19 protein-coding genes are annotated in these 21,589 nt (G+C 52.3%); 8 read left to right on the forward strand and 11 right to left on the reverse strand.

The genetic code is table 11. The features are described 5' to 3' along the window. The first annotated feature begins 76 nt into the window (after positions 1-76). The 5 genes from AACU94_RS19320 to AACU94_RS19340 all read left to right on the forward strand — a co-directional run bounded on the left by AACU94_RS19320 (position 77) and on the right by AACU94_RS19340 (position 6,863). Entirely contained in the window at positions 77-1,648 is a 1,572-nt protein-coding gene (locus AACU94_RS19320; RefSeq protein ID WP_135490089.1) for an acyl CoA:acetate/3-ketoacid CoA transferase, read from the forward strand. Continuing rightward, entirely contained in the window at positions 1,641-2,420 is a 780-nt protein-coding gene (locus tag AACU94_RS19325; RefSeq protein WP_135490090.1) for an enoyl-CoA hydratase/isomerase family protein, read from the forward strand. The genes AACU94_RS19320 and AACU94_RS19325 overlap by 8 nt, the downstream gene beginning before the upstream one ends. A 77-nt stretch (positions 2,421-2,497) precedes the next feature. After that, positions 2,498-3,727: an Nramp family divalent metal transporter gene (locus AACU94_RS19330; RefSeq protein WP_167856195.1), complete on the forward strand. Its 1,230-nt coding sequence runs from the start codon at positions 2,498-2,500 to the stop codon at positions 3,725-3,727. A 10-nt stretch (positions 3,728-3,737) separates the two neighbouring features. After that, positions 3,738-5,774, forward strand: a complete 2,037-nt coding sequence (locus AACU94_RS19335) for an FAD-dependent oxidoreductase (protein ID WP_130224284.1) — start codon at positions 3,738-3,740, stop codon at positions 5,772-5,774. 105 nt (positions 5,775-5,879) lie between these two features. After that, complete coding sequence (locus AACU94_RS19340) at positions 5,880-6,863, forward strand: quinone oxidoreductase (RefSeq protein WP_130224282.1); 984 nt, start codon at positions 5,880-5,882, stop codon at positions 6,861-6,863. Positions 6,864-7,026: 163 nt separating this feature from the next. Here AACU94_RS19340 and pspG read toward each other — a convergent pair whose 3' ends face one another. Both pspG and dusA read right to left on the reverse strand, forming a co-directional pair. Continuing rightward, positions 7,027-7,269 carry an envelope stress response protein PspG gene (pspG, locus tag AACU94_RS19345; protein WP_000891404.1) on the reverse strand — a complete coding sequence of 81 codons (243 nt, stop codon included), beginning with the start codon at positions 7,267-7,269 and terminating at the stop codon, positions 7,027-7,029. A 133-nt stretch (positions 7,270-7,402) separates the two neighbouring features. Continuing rightward, the gene (dusA, locus tag AACU94_RS19350) at positions 7,403-8,398 is read right to left on the reverse strand and encodes a tRNA dihydrouridine(20/20a) synthase DusA (protein WP_135490092.1); all 996 of its coding nucleotides are present in this window, start codon (positions 8,396-8,398) and stop codon (positions 7,403-7,405) included. Between the two features lie 155 nt (positions 8,399-8,553). On the opposite strand from dusA, the gene zur reads away from it, so the two are divergent. Continuing rightward, positions 8,554-9,069 (forward strand): zinc uptake transcriptional repressor Zur, encoded by a 516-nt coding sequence (gene zur / locus AACU94_RS19355; RefSeq protein WP_130205794.1) that lies wholly within the window; start codon positions 8,554-8,556, stop codon positions 9,067-9,069. Between the two features lie 41 nt (positions 9,070-9,110). On the opposite strand, the gene AACU94_RS19360 is transcribed toward zur, so the two are convergent. From AACU94_RS19360 to dgkA, 4 genes are all read right to left on the reverse strand, one after another. Continuing rightward, a complete protein-coding gene (locus AACU94_RS19360; RefSeq protein ID WP_001030602.1) occupies positions 9,111-9,320 on the reverse strand; it encodes a CsbD family protein in 210 nt (69 codons plus the stop codon). A 115-nt stretch (positions 9,321-9,435) separates the two neighbouring features. Then, positions 9,436-10,761 carry an MATE family efflux transporter DinF gene (dinF, locus tag AACU94_RS19365; RefSeq protein WP_130218583.1) on the reverse strand — a complete coding sequence of 442 codons (1,326 nt, stop codon included), beginning with the start codon at positions 10,759-10,761 and terminating at the stop codon, positions 9,436-9,438. A gap of 72 nt (positions 10,762-10,833) precedes the next feature. Next, positions 10,834-11,442 carry a transcriptional repressor LexA gene (gene lexA / locus AACU94_RS19370; RefSeq protein WP_064525560.1) on the reverse strand — a complete coding sequence of 203 codons (609 nt, stop codon included), beginning with the start codon at positions 11,440-11,442 and terminating at the stop codon, positions 10,834-10,836. A gap of 109 nt (positions 11,443-11,551) precedes the next feature. Next, a complete protein-coding gene (dgkA, locus tag AACU94_RS19375; protein ID WP_000002907.1) occupies positions 11,552-11,920 on the reverse strand; it encodes a diacylglycerol kinase in 369 nt (122 codons plus the stop codon). Between the two features lie 170 nt (positions 11,921-12,090). Here dgkA and plsB point away from each other — a divergent pair, with 170 nt between their 5' ends. Continuing rightward, positions 12,091-14,514: a glycerol-3-phosphate 1-O-acyltransferase PlsB gene (gene plsB / locus AACU94_RS19380; RefSeq protein ID WP_130218630.1), complete on the forward strand. Its 2,424-nt coding sequence runs from the start codon at positions 12,091-12,093 to the stop codon at positions 14,512-14,514. Between the two features lie 152 nt (positions 14,515-14,666). Here plsB and ubiA read toward each other — a convergent pair whose 3' ends face one another. The 5 genes from ubiA to malK all read right to left on the reverse strand — a co-directional run bounded on the left by ubiA (position 14,667) and on the right by malK (position 19,917). After that, positions 14,667-15,539 carry a 4-hydroxybenzoate octaprenyltransferase gene (ubiA, locus tag AACU94_RS19385; RefSeq protein WP_130218586.1) on the reverse strand — a complete coding sequence of 291 codons (873 nt, stop codon included), beginning with the start codon at positions 15,537-15,539 and terminating at the stop codon, positions 14,667-14,669. Positions 15,540-15,551: 12 nt separating this feature from the next. Continuing rightward, positions 15,552-16,049, reverse strand: coding sequence for a chorismate lyase (ubiC, locus tag AACU94_RS19390; RefSeq protein ID WP_064525550.1), 498 nt, complete (start codon positions 16,047-16,049; stop codon positions 15,552-15,554). Positions 16,050-16,227: 178 nt separating this feature from the next. Next, complete coding sequence (malM, locus tag AACU94_RS19395; RefSeq protein WP_135490093.1) at positions 16,228-17,148, reverse strand: maltose operon protein MalM; 921 nt, start codon at positions 17,146-17,148, stop codon at positions 16,228-16,230. Positions 17,149-17,389: 241 nt separating this feature from the next. Then, on the reverse strand, positions 17,390-18,730 hold the full coding sequence (lamB, locus tag AACU94_RS19405) for a maltoporin LamB (protein WP_135490094.1): 1,341 nt from the start codon (positions 18,728-18,730) through the stop codon (positions 17,390-17,392). Positions 18,731-18,801: 71 nt separating this feature from the next. Beyond that, a complete protein-coding gene (gene malK, locus AACU94_RS19410) occupies positions 18,802-19,917 on the reverse strand; it encodes a maltose/maltodextrin ABC transporter ATP-binding protein MalK (protein WP_130205781.1) in 1,116 nt (371 codons plus the stop codon). A gap of 364 nt (positions 19,918-20,281) precedes the next feature. Between malK and malE the strand changes: the two genes are divergently transcribed. Then, on the forward strand, positions 20,282-21,472 hold the full coding sequence (gene malE / locus AACU94_RS19415) for a maltose/maltodextrin ABC transporter substrate-binding protein MalE (protein ID WP_130205779.1): 1,191 nt from the start codon (positions 20,282-20,284) through the stop codon (positions 21,470-21,472). Positions 21,473-21,589: the final 117 nt, after the last annotated feature.

Below are 21,589 nucleotides of genomic sequence, written 5' to 3' on the forward strand. Positions count from 1 at the left end.
ATTAATTTATAATCACTATTATGTTGTTTTACATTGATATTTTTAATTATTTTTATATCGAAATAAGGAAATTATTATGTGCTCTGTACGCACGATCACTGCATCGGAAGCTGCAGATTTGATTGCTGATGGCGCAGTTGTCACCGTCTCCTCCTCCAGTGGAATGGGGTGTCCGGATGCCGTGCTGGCAGCAATAGGTGAACGCTTTCAACGTGCCGGACATCCGCAAAACATCACCAGCATCCACCCTATCGCCGCAGGTGATATGTATGGCGTAAAAGGCATCGATCATCTGGCGCAATCGGGTTTACTGGCAAAAGTGATCGCTGGCTCCTACCCCTCCGGGCCATCATCAATGACGCCTCCGTTAATCTGGCAAATGATCAATGACAACGCGATCCCCGCCTGGAATCTGCCTTCTGGGATCTTATTTGATATGCACCGGGAAGCGGCGGCTCATCGTCCTGGCGTGCTGACACAAACAGGCATGGATACCTATGTAGATCCCCTGTTGCAGGGCGGCGCAATGAATGAAAAAGCGGCGCAACAATCTCTGGTTGAACGTGTTCGATTTGCTAACGACGACTGGCTGTTTTTCCCCAGCATCGTGCCCCAGGTAGCGATCATTCGCGCTACCACTGCCGATGAACGCGGCAACCTGACTTATGAACATGAAGGGGCTTATCTTGGGCCACTGGAACAGGCCACAGCTGTTCGCAATAACGGTGGCATCGTAATTGCGCAGGTAAAACGGCAGGTTGCCGCCGGAAGTCTGAAACCAAAAGAGGTGCGTATTCCGGGTGTACTGGTGGATTACATCGTGATTGCGCCGGAACAAACACAAACCACGCAAACACAATACGAACCTGCCATTTCCGGCGAAATCAGTCGTCCGCTGTCCGCCTTTCGTTATATGGAACATGGCCCGGCGCGGGTTATTGCCCAGCGAGTCGCGCAAGAACTACAAAGTGGAGATGCGGTAAATATTGGCTTTGGTATTTCTGCCAATGTACCGCGTATTTTACTGGAACAAGGTCGCCACGGTGATGTCACCTGGCTGCTGGAACAGGGCGCAATTGGCGGAGTTCCACTACTGGAATTTCAATTCGGCTGCGCCTCTAATGCAGAAGCATTTTTGCCCTCTCCCCAGCAGTTCACCTATTTCCAGGGCGGTGGCTTTGATCTCACTCTGATGTCATTTTTACAAATCGGCGCAGATGGCTCAGTAAACGTCTCGCATCTGCCTGCCCGTCCACATGTCACTGCCGGATGCGGTGGGTTTATTGATATCACTTCACATGCGAAGCGCATTATTTTCTCTGGCTTTTTCAATGCTGGTGCCCAGCTGCAACTGGATGATGGTCAGCTGCGTATCATTAAAGAAGGCAAAGCCAAAAAGCTGGTGCAAGAAGTCGCCCACGTGACGTTCTCCGGCAAACGCGCAATAAGACTCGGGCAGCAAGTGCAGTACATCACTGAACGCTGCGTTCTGGAATTAACACCAGACGGGCTACTGGTCACAGAAATTGCCCCTGGTATTGATCCTGAACGCGACATTCTCGCCCAAAGCGATGCCCCACTCCGTCTGGCAGACGATCTCAAGCTAATGAATCCCCACTATTTTCAACAAGGACGTCACCATGAATAACGGCACTATTGACCTCCAGCGCAACGGTTTCATTGCCACTCTGGTGATTAATCGTCCGGCGAAACTCAACGCATTAACCCCGGAGATGCTTGAACAGCTGCTGACACATTGCCACACGCTTGAAACGGATTCGGAGATCCGCGTGGTTCTGCTGACCAGCGCCAGTGAAAAAGCGTTTTGTGTCGGTGCGGATATTCATCGCTGGACCTCTCTTTCTGCACTCGATATGTGGCGCAACTGGATCCGCCGCGGTCATCAGGCATTTGACGCTCTGGCACAACTGCCACAACCCGTAATCGCCCTGGTGCACGGACTGGCTTATGGCGGTGGTCTGGAACTGGCTGCTACCGCCGATATCCGTATTTGTAGCGCCGAGGCTCGGATGGCGCTACCAGAAACCGGACTGGCGACAGTGCCTGGCTGGTCAGGAACGCAGCGGCTGACGGCACTGCTTGGGCGCTCACTGGTGAAAGAACTGGTATTTACCGGCGAACCACTAGATGCACAGCGGGCATTGTCCTGCGGGCTGGTGAATCGTGTTGTCGCCAGGGAAGCATTACACGACGCCGGGCTGCAACTGGCACAACGTATCGCCCAGCGTGCTCCGGTTGCTGTGCAGATCGCCAAGCAAGTTATCGATGCCGGAGAAGGTATTGCTGTGGCCTCGACGCTTGAAGCGCTTGCTGGCGCTTTTTCCGCCACTACTGAAGATGCTCGTGAAGGAAGTCAGGCATTTGCCGAGAAGCGTCTCCCGCACTTTCAGGCGCGCTGAAAGCCTCTTACAAGGAAAGAAAGATAATGAATATGACAACCTCTGTTCCCCAAACGCCTTCTTTATTTCGGCGAATAATGACAAAACTTGCGGCCTTTGCGCCTGGCATCTTTCTTATTGGCTACAGCATTGGGACAGGCAGTATCACCACTATGGCGAAAGCGGGTGCAAACTATGGCGTCTCGCTGATGTGGGCCGTGGCGCTTTCTTGCATTGTTACCTGGTTTTTAATCCGTATTTATGGTCGTTATGCTTCCGTCACTGGTGAACGCGCGTTGACTGCATTTCGTCGCCATATCCATCCTGGCGTTGCTATGTTGTTTCTGATCGGGTTAACCGTTGCCGTCAGTGGTTCCATTATGGGGGTAATGGGCATTCTGGCGGATGTAATGGCAACATGGTCCACGACCTGGTTTAGTGGCGGTATCTCAGCACTCGCCTGGGCTATCGCGATGGTCATCATGATTAACGTGATGCTCTGGACCAACAGCAACACCGGGTTCGACAAAATCCTCTCCGCGCTGGTTGGCATTATGGGGCTGGCGTTTGTGATTAATTTTTTCATTATGATGCCGCCGGTCGCAGATCTGCTGGCCGGATTTATTCCGTCAGTTCCCGATCCTGTCGCTGGCGATAACAGTACGCCATTTCTGATAATTTCTGGCATGGTGGGAACCACCGTAGCGCCAGCAATGTTTCTTATGCGCACGACTCTGGTAAAAAGTAATGGTTGGGGTGTGGACAATCTGCCTCATCAAAATCGTGATGCCATTGTCAGTGCAGGAATGATGTTCATCATCAGTGCGGCGGTGATGGCTGCGGCTGCGGGTACGTTGTATCAAACTGGCACAGGTTTAAATAACGCCTCGCAAATGGTCATTATTCTCGAACCTATTGCTGGCTCGGCTGCCGTGGGACTATTTGTTATTGGTATTGTTGCTGCCGGGCTTTCCAGTCAGTTCCCGAATTTACTGTTAACGCCCTGGCTGCTGGCTGACTGGCGTGATACCAGCAACGAAGTTAGCCCAGGTTACCGTATCCTGATGACGGTTATGTCTCTGCTTTGTCTGGTTGTGCCGCTGTTCCACGCACGCCCGGTATTGGTGATGATTGCCAGCCAGGCCTTTAACGCCATTATTCTGCCGCTGACTGTTTTATGTATGTTCTGGCTGGCGAACAAGCCTTCGTTAATGGGCGAATATCGTTGCTCACGCTGGGAAAACGTCATGTTTGTTGCCATAAGCGCATTTACGCTAATCATGGGCTATATGGCAATGAGCGGCTTAATCGAAAGTCTGATGAAATAGGTGGGACGCAATGATTGACGAAACGCTAACGGCGCTCACTGATATCAAAATGCCCCATTACTCACCGCTGGCTCAAGCCAGCGGTAGTATCGACCTTAACGGCGCCATTTTACCTGAGTACCGCTGCAACACGCTGGTGCTAGGCAGTGGTGCTGCCGGATGGCGAGCTGCCGTCGAGCTGAAACGGCAAAATATCGATGTAATGGTAGCCTCCAGCAAAGCCTTCTGGGGCACTTCCGCCTGTTCTGGTTCTGATAAACAAACTCTCCACACCGCCAATACCCGTGCAAATGGTGACCATTTTCTGGCATTAAGTGACACTCTGGCGGCGGGCGGTTCGATGGATCATGACACTGCCTATGTTGAAGCCGTCGGCTCAGTGAACACCTGTGAAGTACTGAAATATCTGGGTCTGGATCTGCCAGAAGATCTCTTTGGCGCAACGTTGCGTTATCAAACCGATCACGATGAGTTCGGTCGCGCCACCAGTTGCGGCCCACGAACTTCTCGCCTGATGGTTAAAGTTCTGGCTCTGGAGGCAATGCGCCTTAATATTCCTCTGCGCGATCACACAACGGCGATTCGTATCCTGACTCGCGGTGAAGGAGAAAACAGACGAGTCGTAGGGGTGATCGCCATCGATAAAACCTGTCGGGATAATCCCTGGCGAATGGTAGTAATTCGCTGCCAACATCTGGTTTTAGCCACGGGCGGGCCAGGTGAACTTTATCGTGACAGTGTCTATCCGGTGAACTGTTTTAGTGCGTTGGGCATGGCGTTGGAAGCAGGTATAAGGCTGGTGAATCTTACGGAGAGTCAGTTTGGTATCGGTACACCGCGCAGCCAGTTTCCGTGGAATCTTTCCGGTACTTACATGCAAGCGATGCCGCGCATCTACTCGCAGGACCACTCCGGACGTCAGTATAATTTTCTGGCAGCTTATTACCCTACGACTCGTATGCTGGCCTCCGCGATATTTCGCAAAGGTTACCAGTGGCCGTTTCACGCGGAACGAATGCTGGAATATGGCTCCAGCCTACTGGATGTCGCGGTGTATGAGGAGACACAAAAAGGGCGCGATGTTTTTCTCGATTTTCTGCGGGAACCCGAACCCGCAGCGGACGGAACGCCATTCAACCTGCGAGAGCTGGATGATGATGTCATCGACTATCTGCAACAAAATCACGCCCTGCTGGCGCAACCGCTGGCGCGATTAACACAGATGAATCCTCTGGCTATTCGCTTGTATCAGATGCATGGTCATGATCTCACAGCCTCACCGCTAAAATTTACGCTAAATAATCAACATCTTAATGGCGGAATTGATGTTGATATTTGGGGGCGTACATCGCTAACTGGTTGTTATGCTGCCGGAGAAAATGCCGGAACACATGGTGTGACGCGTCCTGGTGGGTCGGCGCTCAATGCCGGGCAAGTTTTCGCCCGCCGCTGTGCATTGCATATTGCTCATCAGAAAAGTCAGGACCTCCCTCTCGAGAGGCAACAAATTCTCAGCACGATTAATGAGGCGCAACAGTTCCTGAATCAGGGGCTGCTGCGCGACGACGTGCGAGAAACGATACAAAATACCATGAGCCACCATGCCGCAATTTTGTGTCATACACAGGGGATCAACACTGCCACGCAAACCATAGCAACACTTTGTGAAGATATTCGCCGGGAAGGCATTCAAAGCGATGAAAACAGCCTCGCCCAATCTTTCCAGTGGCGGCAAAGTGCGCAACTGGCGCTGGCTGTACTGCGCTCTTTACAATGCTATATCGAAAACGGTGGCGGGAGTCGTGGTGCCAGGGCTGTCTATGATGGCGAAGCCGGTATCGCACCGCAAACACCAGGTGGGCCGCTCCTGACCTGGCGTTTTCGACCAGAAAATCAGGATGCCCGGCAATACATGATTTGTGTTTGTCTGGAAGCTAATGATTGCCATGCCTGGATTCGCTTGTGCCGTGAGCGGGGCGTATTAACGCTAACCAACTTTGAGCGCCAGTGGCAAAACTGGATTGCGGCGACGCTGTTTCAATACTGACCAGAGATATTCCGGGTTGTGACCACAGCCCGGAAAAAATCCCCGCGCGGCCCGGCGACTACTGTTAGGCTTAAAACAGATATGTCGCTCAGTAAAGGAGTTTAAATGGCAACACGCATCGAATTTCACAAGCACGGTGGCCCGGAAGTTCTGCAAGCCGTGGAGTTTACTCCTGTCGATCCGGCAGAGAATGAAATCCAGGTCGAAAATAAAGCCATTGGCATTAATTTTATCGACACGTATATCCGCAGCGGCCTTTATCCGCCGCCATCGCTACCCAGCGGATTAGGCACAGAAGCGGCTGGCATCGTGAGCAAAGTCGGCAGCGGCGTGAAGCATATTAAAGCGGGCGATCGCGTGGTTTATGCGCAATCAACGTTAGGGGCTTACAGTTCTGTGCATAACGTCAATGCCGATAAAGCCGCAATTCTTCCCGCGGCGATCTCTTTTGAGCAAGCCGCCGCATCATTCCTGAAAGGCTTAACGGTTTATTATCTGCTACGCAAAACGTATGAAATCAAACCTGACGAACAGTTCCTGTTCCATGCGGCTGCTGGCGGCGTTGGCTTAATTGCCTGTCAGTGGGCAAAAGCCTTAGGGGCAAAACTTATTGGCACCGTGGGAACGGCGCAAAAAGCGCAAAGCGCCTTAAAAGCCGGGGCATGGCAGGTCATTAACTATCGCGAAGAGAATCTGGTCGAGCGGTTAAAAGAGATCACCGACGGCAAGAAAGTGCGCGTAGTGTACGATTCCGTGGGCAGAGACACCTGGGAACGGTCGCTGGATTGCCTGCAACGTCGCGGCTTAATGGTCAGTTTTGGCAACTCATCAGGCGCAGTGACGGGTGTGAACTTAGGCATTCTCAATCAGAAAGGCTCGCTGTATGTGACACGCCCTTCCCTGCAAGGCTATATCACTACGCGTGATGAGTTAACCGAAGCCAGTAATGAACTGTTTTCTTTGATTGCCAGCGGGGTAATTAAAGTGGATGTCGCAGAACATCAGAAATACCCGCTGAAGGATGCGCGGCGTGCGCATGAGATTCTGGAAAGCCGGGCGACGCAGGGTTCCAGCTTACTGATTCCATAAAGAAATTGGGCTTCCACCTGGGAAGCCCTTTCTTTTATAGTTCGGCTGTATGTAGGGTACAGCTCGATGAATTTGTTTGACGCGCAATAGTGACAGATTTGATTATCAATTCCTATTTTGTTCTAAGGATAAAACCTGAGGTTGTGATCATCCGCACAATCCCTTAGTAACGCCAGCGGTCATAACGCTGATATTTCGGCACTTTTGGCGCTTTAATCGCCTTGATCACCCACACTACCGCAATCGCCAACAGCAGCCACGGCAGCAGCTTAATCATCAATGCCAGCATACCGCCGAGGAACATAATGGCCGTCGCCACAACCAGCGCAGCGATAATGCCCAGCAATGAAACGCCAGTGACCATCAACATGACAAAAAAGCCAATCACAAAAAGTAGTTCCAGCATGATGTTCTCCCAAAAATGAAATCTCTTGCTGGCTTTACAAGAATCATGCCAGAAATAACATATTGATTTATCAACAAAACGCCCCGCGTCGAAGCGCAGGGCGTGGTGAATTTGACTACTTTGTGGTGAAAAATTAACGCTTATCTGCCACCAGTTTGAGCGCATGTTCCAGCACGTTAATGTCGGCACCCGCTTTATGGGCATTTTCACTTAAATACCGCCGCCACTGACGCGCGCCAGGAATCCCCTGGAACAGGCCCAGCATATGCCGGGTGATATGACCGAGATACGTCCCCTGGCTGAGTTCACGCTCAATGTACGGGTACATGGCGCGCACCACTGCCACCGGGTCGGCATCGGAATCCGAGGAACCAAAAATCTCACGATCCACCGCCGCCAGAATGCCTGGGTTTTGATACGCTTCACGCCCGACCATCACGCCATCCATATGTTGCAGGTGTGCTTTAGCCTCTTCCAGTGACTTGATGCCGCCATTAATCGACATAGCCAGATGCGGGAAATCACGCTTCAGTTGATAGACGCGCGGGTAATCGAGCGGCGGGATCTCACGGTTTTCTTTTGGGCTTAAACCGGAGAGCCAGGCTTTACGCGCGTGGATGATAAACATCTCGCATTCGCCTTTGCCGGAAACGGTGTCGATAAAATTACAGAGAAATTCATAGCTGTCCTGGTCGTCAATGCCAATACGCGTTTTCACCGTCACTGGAATCGACACTACATCGCGCATCGCTTTTACGCAGTCAGCCACCAGTTGCGCATTCCCCATCAGGCACGCGCCAAACATGCCGTTCTGTACCCGGTCTGACGGGCAGCCGACATTCAGGTTGATCTCATCATATCCTCGCGCTTCTGCCAGCTTCGCACACTGCGCCAGCGCCGCCGGATCGCTACCGCCCAACTGTAACGCCACAGGATGCTCTTCTTCACTGTATGCCAGGTAATCACCTTTACCGTGAATAATCGCCCCTGTGGTCACCATTTCGGTATAGAGCAACGTATTACGGGAGAGCAGACGCAGGAAATAACGGCAGTGTCTGTCCGTCCAGTCGAGCATAGGAGCAATAGAGAAACGGTATGCGGGATAAGCGGTTTGTGATTCTGCTGACATGGCGATTTTTTAAGCATCTGGTGAATTGGGGGCGCTACTATAGCATAACGAATATGCGATCAGGCAATGTGGCAGCTTCGATGCCCGGTTGTCGGCGTTTAAGTGAGAATTATGGTAAAGTAAGGACATTCTTAACCCCACTTTCGAGGTGCACAATGGAAAAGACCACAACGCAGGAGTTATTGGCGCAGGCTGAAAAACTCTGCGCGCAGCGTAATGTGCGCCTGACACCGCAACGTCTCGAAGTGCTGCGCCTGATGAGCCTGCAAGAAGGGGCTATCAGCGCCTACGATCTGCTTGATTTGCTGCGCGAAGCCGAGCCGCAAGCCAAGCCGCCAACGGTTTATCGCGCGCTCGATTTTCTGCTTGAACAAGGTTTTGTGCATAAGGTTGAATCCACCAACAGCTATGTGCTCTGCCATCTGTTCGATCAGCCCACCCATACTTCAGCCATGTTTATTTGCGATCGCTGCGGCGCAGTGAAAGAAGAGTGTGCAGAAGGCGTGGAAGACATTATGCATACGCTGGCGGCAAAAATGGGTTTTGCCCTGCGGCATAATGTGATTGAAGCACATGGTCTCTGTGCGGCATGTGTGGAAGTTGAAGCGTGTCGTCATCCTGAACAGTGCCAGCATGATCACTCTGTGCAGGTGAAAAAGAAACCTCGCTAAGAGGGCGTACATCCTTGTACACGTCGGGCAGGAGGGATCAATTACCAGCGGTAATCATGGCGTTTTTCCCAGCTATCAACCTCTTTTTCTGCCTGATCTTTCTGGTAACCGTAACGTTCCTGGATTTTACCCACTAACTGGTCACGCTTACCTTCAATGACCGTCATGTCATCATCGGTCAGTTTGCCCCATTGCTCTTTCACTTTACCTTTGAACTGTTTCCAGTTACCGCCGACTTCGTCTTTATTCATATTCAAATCCTCATCGTTAGGTGGTGAATGAGTGTACGCTCACTTTTTTTCTGAACGTGGGATTAAGTGTAGTCAGGAATTTGGCTTAGGATTATTTATTCAGAACTTTTAACCGTCATGTTGCTGAAAACCAGGTTCCATTACGCCAGTGACGACGCCAGATAACCGCCAGAGAAAGCCCGCGCAACGCCAGAAAGACGGTTAACGCCAGCCATAAACCATGGTTACCCAACCACGGCAACGTCAGTAGCGTCAAAGCAAACCCTGCTGCTGCGACTGCCATACTATTGCGCATTTCGGCAGCGCGCGTTGCCCCAATAAACATACCGTCCAGCAGATAACACCAGACTCCCACCAGCGGTAAAATAACCTGCCAGATTAGGTAGCGATCGGCCAGATTCTGGATCTGCGTTAACGACGTTAGCAACGCGATGATATGTTCACCCGCCAGCAAATAAACCACCGAAAACAACAATGCCACGATCCCCGACTGGCGGCACGCTGCGCGCCAGACATCCAGTAACTGGCTACCGTCGCGCGCACCATACGCCTGACCGGAGTGGGCTTCAACCGCGTAGGCAAAACCATCCAGCGCATAGGCAGTAAAGGTGAGTAGCGTCATCAGAACCGCGTTAACAGCGATAATGTCACTCCCCAGTCGCGCGCCAAGTACGGTGATCGCGCCGAAACAGAGTTGCAACAACAGCGAGCGCAGCATGATATCGCGGTTAAGTGCCAGCAAGCGACGGAAGTTTCCTCGCCAGGCAGTTTTCAGCATTTCGCCGGAGATTCCGCGTAGTTTGAGGATTTTACGCACCATGAGCAGACCAATCAGCAATGTTGCATATTCCGCAATAACCGTCGCCAGCGCCGCGCCCTGCACGTTCATATGCAGCCCCATCACCAGCCAGACATCCAGCACAATGTTGAGGATATTGCCAACCACTAACAAAATCACTGGCGCGCGGGCATATTGCACGCCGAGCAACCAGCCGAGCAGCACCAGATTCGCCAGCGACGCCGGTGCGCTTAACCAGCGGATTGCAAGAAAGCGCCGCGCCTGTTCCAGAACCGCTTCGCTACCACCAACAATATGCAGCGCCAGCTCGATAATCGGCGTACGCAGTAAGGCAATCAACGCTCCGGCCCCCAGTGCCAGCAGCAACGGCTGCACCAGCGCACGCGCCAATGCCTGAGGATTTTTGGCACCATAAGCCTGTGCAGTAAGCCCGGTAGTGCTCATACGCAAAAACAGCAACAGCATAAAGAGAAAACTGGTCGCCGTTGCGCCAACCGCCACGCCGCCCAGATAAACCGGACTATCAAGATGACCAATGACCGCCGTATCAACCAGTCCCAGCAAGGGAACGGTGATATTGGAGAAAATCATGGGTAAAGCCAGATGCCAGAGTGCTTTATCAGATGAAGTGAGGAATGCCATGCAGACAAGCCTGATGAAGAGAGATTAAAAACAAACCGCGATGCCAGGCGGCATCGCGGTATCAGAGATAGATTACAGCCAGTCGCCGTTGCGAATAACACCAACCGCCAGCCCTTCAATGCTGAAGCTCTGCTGACGAAGGTCAACGACAATGGGTTTAAACTCGCTATTTTCTGGCAAAAGTTCGACTTTATTACCCTGTTTTTTCAGACGCTTAACGGTAACTTCGTCATCTATACGCGCGACAACGACCTGACCATTACGCACATCCTGGGTTTTATGCACTGCCAGCAAGTCGCCGTCCATAATGCCGATATCTTTCATCGACATCCCACTGACGCGCAGCAGGAAATCGGCATTCGGTTTGAACAGGGAAGGATCGACCTGATAATGACCTTCAATATGCTGCTGCGCCAGAAGCGGTTCACCGGCAGCCACACGGCCCACCAACGGTAACCCTTCTTCCTCTTCCTGCAACAGACGAATCCCGCGCGATGCGCCGGAAACAATTTCAATAACGCCTTTGCGTGCCAGCGCCTTCAGATGTTCTTCTGCCGCATTTGGGGAACGGAACCCCAAACGCTGCGCGATTTCCGCACGCGTCGGCGGCATACCTGTCTGGCTGATGTGATCACGGATGAGATCAAACACCTCTTGTTGCCTGGCCGTTAACGCTTTCATTCCGCCCCCTGGGTGTATATACAGTTATGCTGTGAGTATATACAGCAAAAGGTGATTTTGGAACCATAAACTACACAATAAACCAGAGATTTATCGAATTCTGGAAGGGTTATCCAAAATGCGACCATAACAGAATGCACCAGGTAATCACGGCGACGATAATGGCGATCAGCACCGCGGCAGAGCCCATATCTTTCGCCCGCCCGGAAAGCTCATGGTATTCAGAGCCAATACGGTCAACCACCGCTTCGATGGCACTATTGAGAATTTCCACAATCATCACCAGCATGACAGAACTAATAAGCAATACTCGGGTTATTGCATCCACATCCAGCCAACAGGCAATAACCACTGCCAACAATACCGCGACACCTTCCTGACGGAATGCCGCTTCGTTGATCCATGCGGCACGTAAACCTTTCCAGGAATAGCCAGCAGCTTTGATAATTCGGGTGAATCCAGTGGTATTATTGGCCATCGAAAGAACCTTTTTACATTATGAGCGTCAATATCAGTGTACCGTTGAATCCGAAGATTACGGTTAGCGTAACGTCGCGCGAAACATGAGCGGATACCACAGAATTTCCCATGACTTTCTGCTATCCTTCCCGCGCATTTGCATTATTAACCAGAGGCTTTACATCGTTTATGTCCGGCTGGCCACGAATTTACTACAAATTACTGAATTTACCATTAAGCATCCTGGTAAAAAGCAAGTCTATTCCGGCAGATCCTGCCCCGGAACTGGGACTGGATACCTCTCGTCCAATTATGTACGTTTTACCGTACAACTCAAAAGCGGATTTGCTGACGTTGCGCGCCCAGTGCCTGGCGCACGACCTGCCTGACCCATTAGAGCCGCTGGAAATAGACGGCACGCTACTGCCGCGCTATGTGTTTATTCATGGCGGGCCGCGTGTTTTCACCTATTACACACCGAAAGAAGAGTCTATTAAGCTTTTCCACGACTATCTCGATCTGCACCGTAGCAACCCAAATCTGGATGTGCAAATGGTGCCAGTATCGGTGATGTTTGGTCGTGCGCCAGGGCGTGAAAAAGGTGAAGTTAACCCGCCACTGCGCATGCTCAACGGCGTACAGAAATTTTTCGCCGTGCTCTGGCTCGGTCGCGACAGTTTTGTTCGCTTCTCTCCGTCAGTTTCGCTGCGCCGTATGGCGGATGAACACGGCACGGATAAAACTATCGCTCAGAAACTGGCACGCGTGGCGCGTATGCACTTTGCCCGCCAGCGTCTGGCTGCTGTGGGGCCGCGCCTGCCTGCTCGTCAGGATCTGTTTAACAAGCTGCTCGCCTCCCGCGCCATTGCCAAAGCGGTAGAAGATGAAGCGCGCAGCAAAAAAATCTCCCATGAAAAAGCGCAGCAGAACGCGATTGCGCTGATGGAAGAGATTGCGGCGAACTTCTCTTACGAGATGATCCGCCTGACTGACCGCATTCTGGGCTTCACCTGGAACCGACTTTACCAGGGCATCAACGTCCATAATGCCGAGCGCGTTCGCCAGCTGGCCCACGACGGTCATGAGCTGGTGTATGTGCCTTGCCACCGCAGTCACATGGACTACCTGCTGCTTTCTTACGTGCTGTATCACCAGGGGCTGGTGCCGCCGCATATCGCCGCCGGGATCAACCTGAATTTCTGGCCTGCCGGGCCGATTTTCCGCCGTCTGGGTGCATTCTTTATTCGCCGCACGTTTAAAGGCAATAAACTCTATTCCACGGTTTTCCGTGAGTATCTCGGCGAACTGTTCAGCCGTGGTTATTCCGTCGAGTACTTTGTGGAAGGCGGTCGTTCGCGTACAGGCCGTTTGCTGGACCCGAAAACCGGTACGCTGTCGATGACCATTCAGGCGATGCTGCGTGGCGGCACACGTCCGATTACGCTGATTCCGATCTACATCGGTTACGAGCACGTCATGGAAGTGGGTACTTACGCCAAAGAACTGCGCGGGGCAACGAAAGAGAAAGAGAGCCTGCTGCAGATGCTGCGCGGTTTAAGCAAGCTGCGTAATCTCGGTCAGGGCTATGTCAACTTCGGTGAACCAATGCCGTTGATGACCTACCTTAACCAGCACGTGCCAGACTGGCGTGAATCTATCGATCCCATCGAAGCGGTGCGTCCGGCCTGGTTAACGCCGACGGTCAATAACATTGCTGCCGATCTGATGGTACGCATTAACAACGCAGGCGCGGCAAACGCCATGAACCTGTGCTGTACTGCGCTTCTGGCGTCACGTCAGCGCTCACTCACCCGCGAGCAGTTAACCGAGCAACTCAACTGCTATCTGGATTTGATGCGCAACGTGCCTTACTCCACGGACTCTACCGTTCCTTCGGCCAGCGCCAGCGAGCTTATCGATCACGCGCTGCAAATGAACAAGTTTGAAGTTGAGAAGGATACTATCGGCGACATCATCATTCTGCCGCGCGAGCAAGCGGTGCTGATGACCTACTATCGCAACAACATTGCGCATATGTTGGTGCTGCCTTCGCTGATGGCGGCAATTGTCACCCAGCATCGCCACATCTCCCGCGACGTATTGATGGAGCACGTCAATGTGCTTTACCCAATGCTGAAAGCGGAGCTGTTCCTGCGCTGGGATCGCGACGAGTTGCCGGACGTTATTGATGCGCTGGCAAATGAGATGCAACGTCAGGGGCTGATTACACTGCAAAATGACGAGCTGCATATCAATCCGGCACATTCCCGCACGCTTCAGCTGCTGGCCGCAGGCGCGCGCGAAACGCTGCAACGTTATGCCATCACTTTCTGGCTGCTGAGCGCCAACCCGTCGATCAACCGCGGTACGCTGGAGAAAGAGAGCCGCACCGTGGCGCAACGTCTCTCCGTGCTGCACGGCATCAACGCACCGGAATTCTTCGACAAGGCGGTATTCAGTTCCCTGGTACTGACGCTGCGTGATGAAGGGTATATCAGCGACAGCGGCGACGCCGAACCGGCAGAAACGATGAAGGTCTATCAGTTGCTGGCGGAGTTGATTACGTCAGATGTACGTTTGACGATTGAGAGTGCGACGCAGGGTGAAGGGTAATTGGTGAGAGTTGCCGGATGTATCCGGCCTACCATGACTTGCAAATTCAATAAATTGCGATGTGTTATGTAGGCCTGATAAGCGCAGCGCATCAGGCAGCTTTTCCCAGAAAAAAAGCCGGATGACCATGACCATCCGGCTTTTTTACATCATCAGAAATGCCAGTAACTCATTGCCAGCCCTAAAAACAGCACCAGGCCAACATAGTTATTATTCATAAATGCTTTAAAGCAGGCTTCGCGCTCGCGGTTAGCAATCAGTTTTTGTTGATATACAAACAGCGCGCCCGCGACCAGAATTGACCAATAATATCCCCAGCCTAAGCCATTTAACTCGCCGATAATCGCCATCAGCACCAGCACGCCAATCTGCAAAATACCGATAATCAACTTATCGTATTGACCGAACAAGATAGCGGTGGACTTAATGCCAATCTTCACGTCATCGTCACGGTCGACCATCGCATATTGCGTGTCGTAAGCCACCGCCCACAGAATATTGGCAAGGAACATCAGCCAGCAGCTTAACGGCACCGATTCACTCACAGCGGCAAAAGCCATTGGAATCGACCAACCAAACGCCGCACCCAGCACCACTTGCGGTAAATGGGTATACCGCTTCATAAACGGGTACACCCACGCCAACGCCAGTCCGGCAATCGACAACAGAATGGTCATCGTGTTCAGTGTCAATACCAGTAAGAACGAAATCAGCACCAGCACCACAAATAGCGTTCGCGCCTCTTTCTCCGTAACCGCACCACTGGGAAGCGGTCGGTTTGCTGTGCGCTTCACATGGCCATCAAATTTACGGTCAGCATAGTCATTCACCACGCACCCGGCGGCGCGCATCAGCCAGACGCCTGCGACAAACACCGCCAGGACCCAGAGTTGGGGAACACCCGGTGTCGCCACCCACAGCGCCCACAACGTTGGCCAGAGCAGCAGTAACGCGCCAATTGGCTTATCCGTACGCATTAAGCGGTGAAACGCCAGCAGCTTATTTTGCGTCAGACTCCACTCCATATTTTTTTCCTCTTAGTACAACGGTGACGCCGGTAAAAATAGCTCGGTCAGCAGCAGTGGCTTACCGCTTAATCGCAGGCGGGAACGTCGCCCCCACAATCCGGCATCACGGCCTATCTCAATAAAGTCCCGGGTTAATGTCGATGATGTGAACAGATAGCGGCCTAACGGCGTTTTACCTAATTTTTGTAACGCCAGCTCGGGGCCACTTAACGTTGACACAGGAACGACGGTACGTCCGGCGAGCCAGGGTTCACCATCAGCACATAACAATATTTCTCGTAACCAGTAACGGGGCTCTTTCGGCAGCAGCGGTAATTCTTCGGGGATTTCATTCTGCTCGACAAACCCTTCGCGGATCATCGTTACGCTCACCGTTTTTCCCTGCTGTTCAAAACGTTTAGTCATGGAATCTTCCAGCAACAACCAGTCGAGCAGTTGCGGTTCCAGCGCAGGGATCTCTGCAAAATAGCGCAGCGCACGCAGTTGCGTTAACGCGGGGTGTGACATGCCGAACTCTCCGTTACATAACGTAAAGGCATTGTATCGCAGAAAAGCGATAACGGGAGATGTAAAGCATATTAAGTGATCTAATACGCAACAAAAACGCAACAATCACTGGGAGGGAGAAAAAAAGGTGCGCCCGAAGACGCACCAGTTGTTGCAAAATCAGCACTGTGGGGCGTAATTACCCCTTGCCTTTTACACTGCTGATAAAGGTGGAACGGGCAGATGTCGATCCCAGACGTTCAGCTTCATCAAGCAGTTTTAACGCCTTATCAACATCACCTTTCGCAACAGCGTTTTTGATCGCGGTATTAAAATAACTTTCCGTGTCGTTGAGCATCGGTTCGCTTTTCTTCGCTGGCGCCGGAGCGGATGCAGCCACGGCTGGTGCCGCCGTGTTGCCTACCGTAACCGGAGCTGGGGCGGAAGAACCAAATAACGGTCCCACCAGCACACTGGAGCTGGAGTTCGTTTTCACTTTCAGTTTCAGCAGGCCATCAGTGGTATGACGAGCTACCGGGTCTGGAATATCAGGGATCGAGTTACCGACGCCTTTGGCATAGGCTTTTGCCGGGTCGAGCAGTTGCGTCGTCTGCTGGAGATCTTTTTCTGTGGTAAAGATCAGAACATACAGTTTTTGCTGCCCCAACGCTGGTGTCAGGCGCATCACTCCTTCCAGACGATCTGCGCTCATGACGCCTGGTTCCTGGTAGGTGAAATAACTGCTGGGGAAGAAGGCTGATGGGGTCATGCTCTGATCAAGAATCAGCACATTTGGCGCAAATACACTGGTTTGTTTGTTCACTTCGCTGGTCAGCGTAAGGGTCAGTTCGCCAATGTTTGCCGGAACGCTGTATGCCGCAACCGGACCACTGATACCAGGAACGTTCAACCGTTGGCCGCCAGTCGCTAACTGGGTAGTCTGAGTTTTGGATTGATCGACGGGTGTCCAGGTTAATTGTTGTAGCGCGGCAGATGGAATAGCTGGGGCGTCACTGGTGTTTTGCGGTACGTAGTTGACGTCGGCGAGGCTAATTCCAGGCGCGCTCGCCAGCAACCCTGCTGATAAACAGAGGGCGATGAGACTTTTATTCATTTTCATTGTTTTCACCTCAAAATCTGGAGTTCAGCGGTAGCCAGGCAATAGCGCGCTAAACCGATAATCAGAGGGGCTTGCGCCCCTTATAGATAATGACAACGTGTTTTTATGCCGGATGCGGCGTAAACGCCTTATCCGGCCTACATTCGGCAGCTGTTGTAGGCCTGATAAGACGCGACAGCGTCGCATCAGGCGTTGGTTGCCGGATGCGGCGTGAACGCCTTATCCGGCCTACGCTTTGTTATTACCACCAGATTTCCATCTGGGCGCCGAAGGTCCACTCGTCGCTATCACCGCGACCGAAGCTACCGCCTTCGAAGCTCGCCGGAACGGCTTTACCGTAGTTCGGGTTGGAAGAGGAACTACCGTTGTAGTCATAGCCCCATTTCTCATCCCACTTGGCGTAGGTCGCGAAGAGACGAATAGCCGGACGTGACCAGATGCTGTCGCCAGCCTGCCATTGTTGTGCGAGGGTAATTTTGTACTGATTGTTCTTGTCGCCAGTGCGCTGGGATTCGACGTTGTCGTAGCCGATTTCCATCAAGGTGCTCATAATTGGCGTCCACTTGTACATCGGGCGAATACCGACGGTCCACCACTTGGTGCCGTTATCGTTATCCCAGTTGATGTCCTGATACATACCCACGTACATCATGTCCCAGTTGTCGCCCATCGAGATCGCACCGTGATCAAGAATACGCAGCATGTGGCCGTTGTTGTTGATGTTGTAGGCAAAGTGTTCGTTATCAAACGCGACGCCAGAGCCCTGCGACAGACCTTTACCCTGCGAGGTCATCGAATCAGTTGCGTACTGAACAACAAACTTGTTGAAGCCCTTCAGGATGCTCTGAGTATGTTCAGCAGTGAATAACCAACCGTCTTTCGATGCGCCATCAACCAGACGATAGTTATCACGCAGGTTAGCGCGACCGTAGTCGACACCCAGTTCTAAGGTTCCGCCTGGGTTGATTTCCATCTGCGCTAAACGCACGTCGAAGACATCGTTCGCGGTTTCGTTGGTGTAGTCATAGATATTGTTGCTGGCGAAAGAAGAAGAACCACCAGCTTCAGAAGAGCGGGTTGCTGCCAGAGAGAGCTTACCGAAGCCAACATCGATGTTTTCCAGACCGGCACCAGGACCAGAAATATCCCAGTAGTAGAAGTCGATCATATGAACGTCATGACGTTGATAGAAACGCTTACCCGCCCAGATGGTGGAACCTGGCAGCCATTCAATCAGGTTTTTACCCTGCACGTTCGCTTCACGGAAGGCCGGATCGGTAGCTTCCCAGTCATTCTGTTGCGCGACGGAATAGGCCACGTTAGTGTCGAAATAGAAGCTCTTATCGCCCTCTTTCCACACTTCCTGACCCAATTTTAATTCAGCATAAGTTTCACATTCGTTGCCAAGACGGTATTTACTTTGAGCACCAGTGGTCTGGAAACACTGTTGTTCACCGCCACTCCCTGTCCAGCCGATACCGGAACGAGCGTAACCGTGGAAATCCACAGCCATTGCCTGAGCAGACATTACGCCCGCTGCGACGGCAACCGCCAGAGGAAGTTTGCGCAGAGTAATCATCATTCTATCTCCTGAGTCATTGCTTTTCTTTTTTCACATCACCTGTCACAGGTTTTGTGTCTTTTGTAGGGTGCTTAAACGCCCGGCTCCTGATGCAGTCGACGACACGCAGTGCCATCTTCACGGAACAGATGGCAACGCTCTGGCGGCAGGCCGATAGCGAATGTGGCACCTTCTTCTACCAACACCACGTCAGACTGGCGGTACACCAGGTTTTGACGAATGGAAGGGATCTGGATATGAATTTGGGTTTCGTTGCCGAGTTGCTCGACGACCTGAACTTCACCTTCAAGGATGACGTCGGCGATATCACTTGGCAGTAGATGTTCCGGGCGAATGCCCAGTGACATGTTGGCTCCGACCTGAACGTTGTGGCTTTCAACCGGAAGCCAGACTTGCTGGAGGTTTGGCATCGGCAGCTCAACCTGGACTTGATCGATTGCAACGGCGGTCACTTTTACCGGCAAGAAGTTCATTTTCGGCGAACCAATAAAACCAGCGACAAAGCGGTCCGCCGGATAGTGATACAGTTCGAGGGGTTTCCCGACCTGCGCCACGCGCCCGGCATCCAGCACCACGATTTTATCGGCCAGCGTCATCGCCTCGACCTGATCGTGGGTGACGTAAATCATCGTGCGGCCCAGACGTTTATGCAGGCGGGAGATTTCGATACGCATCTGCACACGCAGCGCAGCGTCAAGGTTGGATAGCGGTTCATCAAGTAAAAACACGCTTGGCTCTGCCACCAGCGTTCGACCAATCGCCACTCGCTGACGCTGCCCGCCGGAGAGTGCCTTCGGTTTGCGATCAAGCAAGTGCGCCAGTTGCAGTACTTCCGCCACCTGGTTAACGCGCTGGTTGATCACCTCTTTCTTCGCGCCCGCCAGTTTCAGGCCAAAGGACATGTTTTCTGCCACTGACAGATGGGGATAGAGCGCATAGGACTGGAACACCATTCCGACGCCGCGTTCTGCTGGCGGGGTATCGTTCATTCGTTTCTCACCGATGAACAGGTCGCCGCTGGTGATCGTCTCAAGACCGGCAATCATGCGCAGTAACGTTGATTTACCGCAGCCAGATGGCCCGACAAACACCACGAACTCACCTTCGTGGATCTCGAGGTTGATATCTTTCGATACCACCACATCCCCCCAGGCCTTCGTTACATTTTGCAGCTGTACGCTCGCCATGCCCTTCTCCCTTCGTTACAACCTGTCATCGACAGCAACATTCATGATGCGGTGACTATGCTTGATCGACAGATAGCTTAAATCCTCCACCCCCAGGCTTTTTTATGGGGGAGGAGGCGGGAGGATGAGAAGGTGGTGTCTGCGTACTAATCCGAAGGAAAGTAAGGAAATTCGTGATGTTGCTTGCAAAAAACATGGCGATTTTGTGTGCGCCCTCCCGCAATACTGCCGTTTCTGCGACATGGATCACACAAAACGAAGGTGGGGCGTAGGGGCAAGGAGGATGGAAAGAGGTTGCCGTATAAAGAAACTAGAGTCCGTTTAGGCGTTTTCACAAGCACTTCACCAACAAGGACCAGAGATTATGAAAATAAAAACAGGTGCACGCATCCTCGCATTATCTGTTTTAACGACGATGATGTTTTCCGCCTCGGCTCTCGCCAAAATCGAAGAAGGTAAGCTGGTAATCTGGATCAACGGCGATAAAGGCTACAACGGCCTCGCTGAAGTCGGTAAGAAATTCGAGAAAGATACCGGAATTAAAGTCACCGTTGAGCATCCGGATAAGCTGGAAGAGAAATTCCCCCAGGTTGCGGCAACTGGCGATGGTCCGGACATCATCTTCTGGGCGCACGACCGCTTTGGCGGCTATGCCCAGTCTGGTCTGTTAGCTGAAATCTCTCCGGACAAAGCGCTCCAGGACAAGATTTATCCGTTCACCTGGGATGCCGTGCGTTTTAACGGCAAACTCATTGCTTACCCGGTTGCAGTTGAAGCGTTATCGCTGATTTATAACAAAGATCTGTTGCCGAACCCGCCAAAAACCTGGGAAGAGATCCCGGCGCTGGATAAAGAACTAAAAGCGAAAGGTAAGAGCGCGCTGATGTTCAACCTGCAAGAACCGTACTTTACCTGGCCGCTGATTGCTGCCGACGGTGGTTATGCGTTCAAGTATGAAAACGACAAATACAACGTGAAAGACGTTGGCGTGGATAACGCTGGCGCGAAAGCGGGTCTGACCTTCCTGGTTGATCTGATTAAAAACAAACACATGAATGCGGATACTGACTACTCCATTGCAGAGGCAGCCTTTAACAAAGGTGAAACTGCGATGACCATTAATGGTCCGTGGGCATGGTCTAACATCGACACCAGCAAAGTGAACTACGGTGTGACGATGCTGCCAACCTTCAAGGGACAACCTTCCAAACCGTTCGTTGGCGTGCTGAGCGCAGGCATTAACGCGGCCAGTCCGAACAAAGAGCTGGCGAAAGAGTTCCTCGAAAACTACCTGCTGACCGACGAAGGTCTGGAAGCGGTGAATAAAGACAAACCGCTGGGTGCCGTGGCGCTGAAGTCTTACCAGGATCAGCTGGCGAAAGATCAACGTATCGCCGCCACTATGGATAACGCCAAGAACGGTGAAATCATGCCGAACATCCCGCAGATGTCCGCCTTCTGGTATGCCGTGCGTACCGCAGTAATCAACGCAGCCAGTGGTCGTCAGACCGTTGATGCCGCGCTGAAAGATGCACAGGGTCGTATCACTAAGTAATGCTTGAAATGCCGGATGCGGCGTGAACGCCTTATCCGGCCTACGAAGCCGAAACGTATGTAGGCCTGATAAGACGCGTCAGCGTCGCATCAGGCAGTTGTTGCCGGATGCGGCGTG

The sequence above is a fragment of the Escherichia sp. E4702 genome (assembly GCF_963883545.1).
Taxonomy (GTDB): Bacteria; Pseudomonadota; Gammaproteobacteria; order Enterobacterales; family Enterobacteriaceae; genus Escherichia.

What these genes read in the sequence shown, in the direction of transcription:
- AACU94_RS19320 (WP_135490089.1), top strand. Translation starts at nt 77, where the DNA reads ATGTGCTCTGTACGCACGATCACTGCATCGGAAGCTGCAGATTTGATT.
- AACU94_RS19325 (WP_135490090.1), top strand. Translation starts at nt 1,641, where the DNA reads ATGAATAACGGCACTATTGACCTCCAGCGCAACGGTTTCATTGCCACT.
- AACU94_RS19330 (WP_167856195.1), top strand. Translation starts at nt 2,498, where the DNA reads ATGACAAAACTTGCGGCCTTTGCGCCTGGCATCTTTCTTATTGGCTAC.
- AACU94_RS19335 (WP_130224284.1), top strand. Translation starts at nt 3,738, where the DNA reads ATGATTGACGAAACGCTAACGGCGCTCACTGATATCAAAATGCCCCAT.
- AACU94_RS19340 (WP_130224282.1), top strand. Translation starts at nt 5,880, where the DNA reads ATGGCAACACGCATCGAATTTCACAAGCACGGTGGCCCGGAAGTTCTG.
- pspG (WP_000891404.1), bottom strand. Translation starts at nt 7,269, where the DNA reads ATGCTGGAACTACTTTTTGTGATTGGCTTTTTTGTCATGTTGATGGTC.
- dusA (WP_135490092.1), bottom strand. Translation starts at nt 8,398, where the DNA reads ATGTCAGCAGAATCACAAACCGCTTATCCCGCATACCGTTTCTCTATT.
- zur (WP_130205794.1), top strand. Translation starts at nt 8,554, where the DNA reads ATGGAAAAGACCACAACGCAGGAGTTATTGGCGCAGGCTGAAAAACTC.
- AACU94_RS19360 (WP_001030602.1), bottom strand. Translation starts at nt 9,320, where the DNA reads ATGAATAAAGACGAAGTCGGCGGTAACTGGAAACAGTTCAAAGGTAAA.
- dinF (WP_130218583.1), bottom strand. Translation starts at nt 10,761, where the DNA reads ATGGCATTCCTCACTTCATCTGATAAAGCACTCTGGCATCTGGCTTTA.
- lexA (WP_064525560.1), bottom strand. Translation starts at nt 11,442, where the DNA reads ATGAAAGCGTTAACGGCCAGGCAACAAGAGGTGTTTGATCTCATCCGT.
- dgkA (WP_000002907.1), bottom strand. Translation starts at nt 11,920, where the DNA reads ATGGCCAATAATACCACTGGATTCACCCGAATTATCAAAGCTGCTGGC.
- plsB (WP_130218630.1), top strand. Translation starts at nt 12,091, where the DNA reads ATGTCCGGCTGGCCACGAATTTACTACAAATTACTGAATTTACCATTA.
- ubiA (WP_130218586.1), bottom strand. Translation starts at nt 15,539, where the DNA reads ATGGAGTGGAGTCTGACGCAAAATAAGCTGCTGGCGTTTCACCGCTTA.
- ubiC (WP_064525550.1), bottom strand. Translation starts at nt 16,049, where the DNA reads ATGTCACACCCCGCGTTAACGCAACTGCGTGCGCTGCGCTATTTTGCA.
- malM (WP_135490093.1), bottom strand. Translation starts at nt 17,148, where the DNA reads ATGAAAATGAATAAAAGTCTCATCGCCCTCTGTTTATCAGCAGGGTTG.
- lamB (WP_135490094.1), bottom strand. Translation starts at nt 18,730, where the DNA reads ATGATGATTACTCTGCGCAAACTTCCTCTGGCGGTTGCCGTCGCAGCG.
- malK (WP_130205781.1), bottom strand. Translation starts at nt 19,917, where the DNA reads ATGGCGAGCGTACAGCTGCAAAATGTAACGAAGGCCTGGGGGGATGTG.
- malE (WP_130205779.1), top strand. Translation starts at nt 20,282, where the DNA reads ATGAAAATAAAAACAGGTGCACGCATCCTCGCATTATCTGTTTTAACG.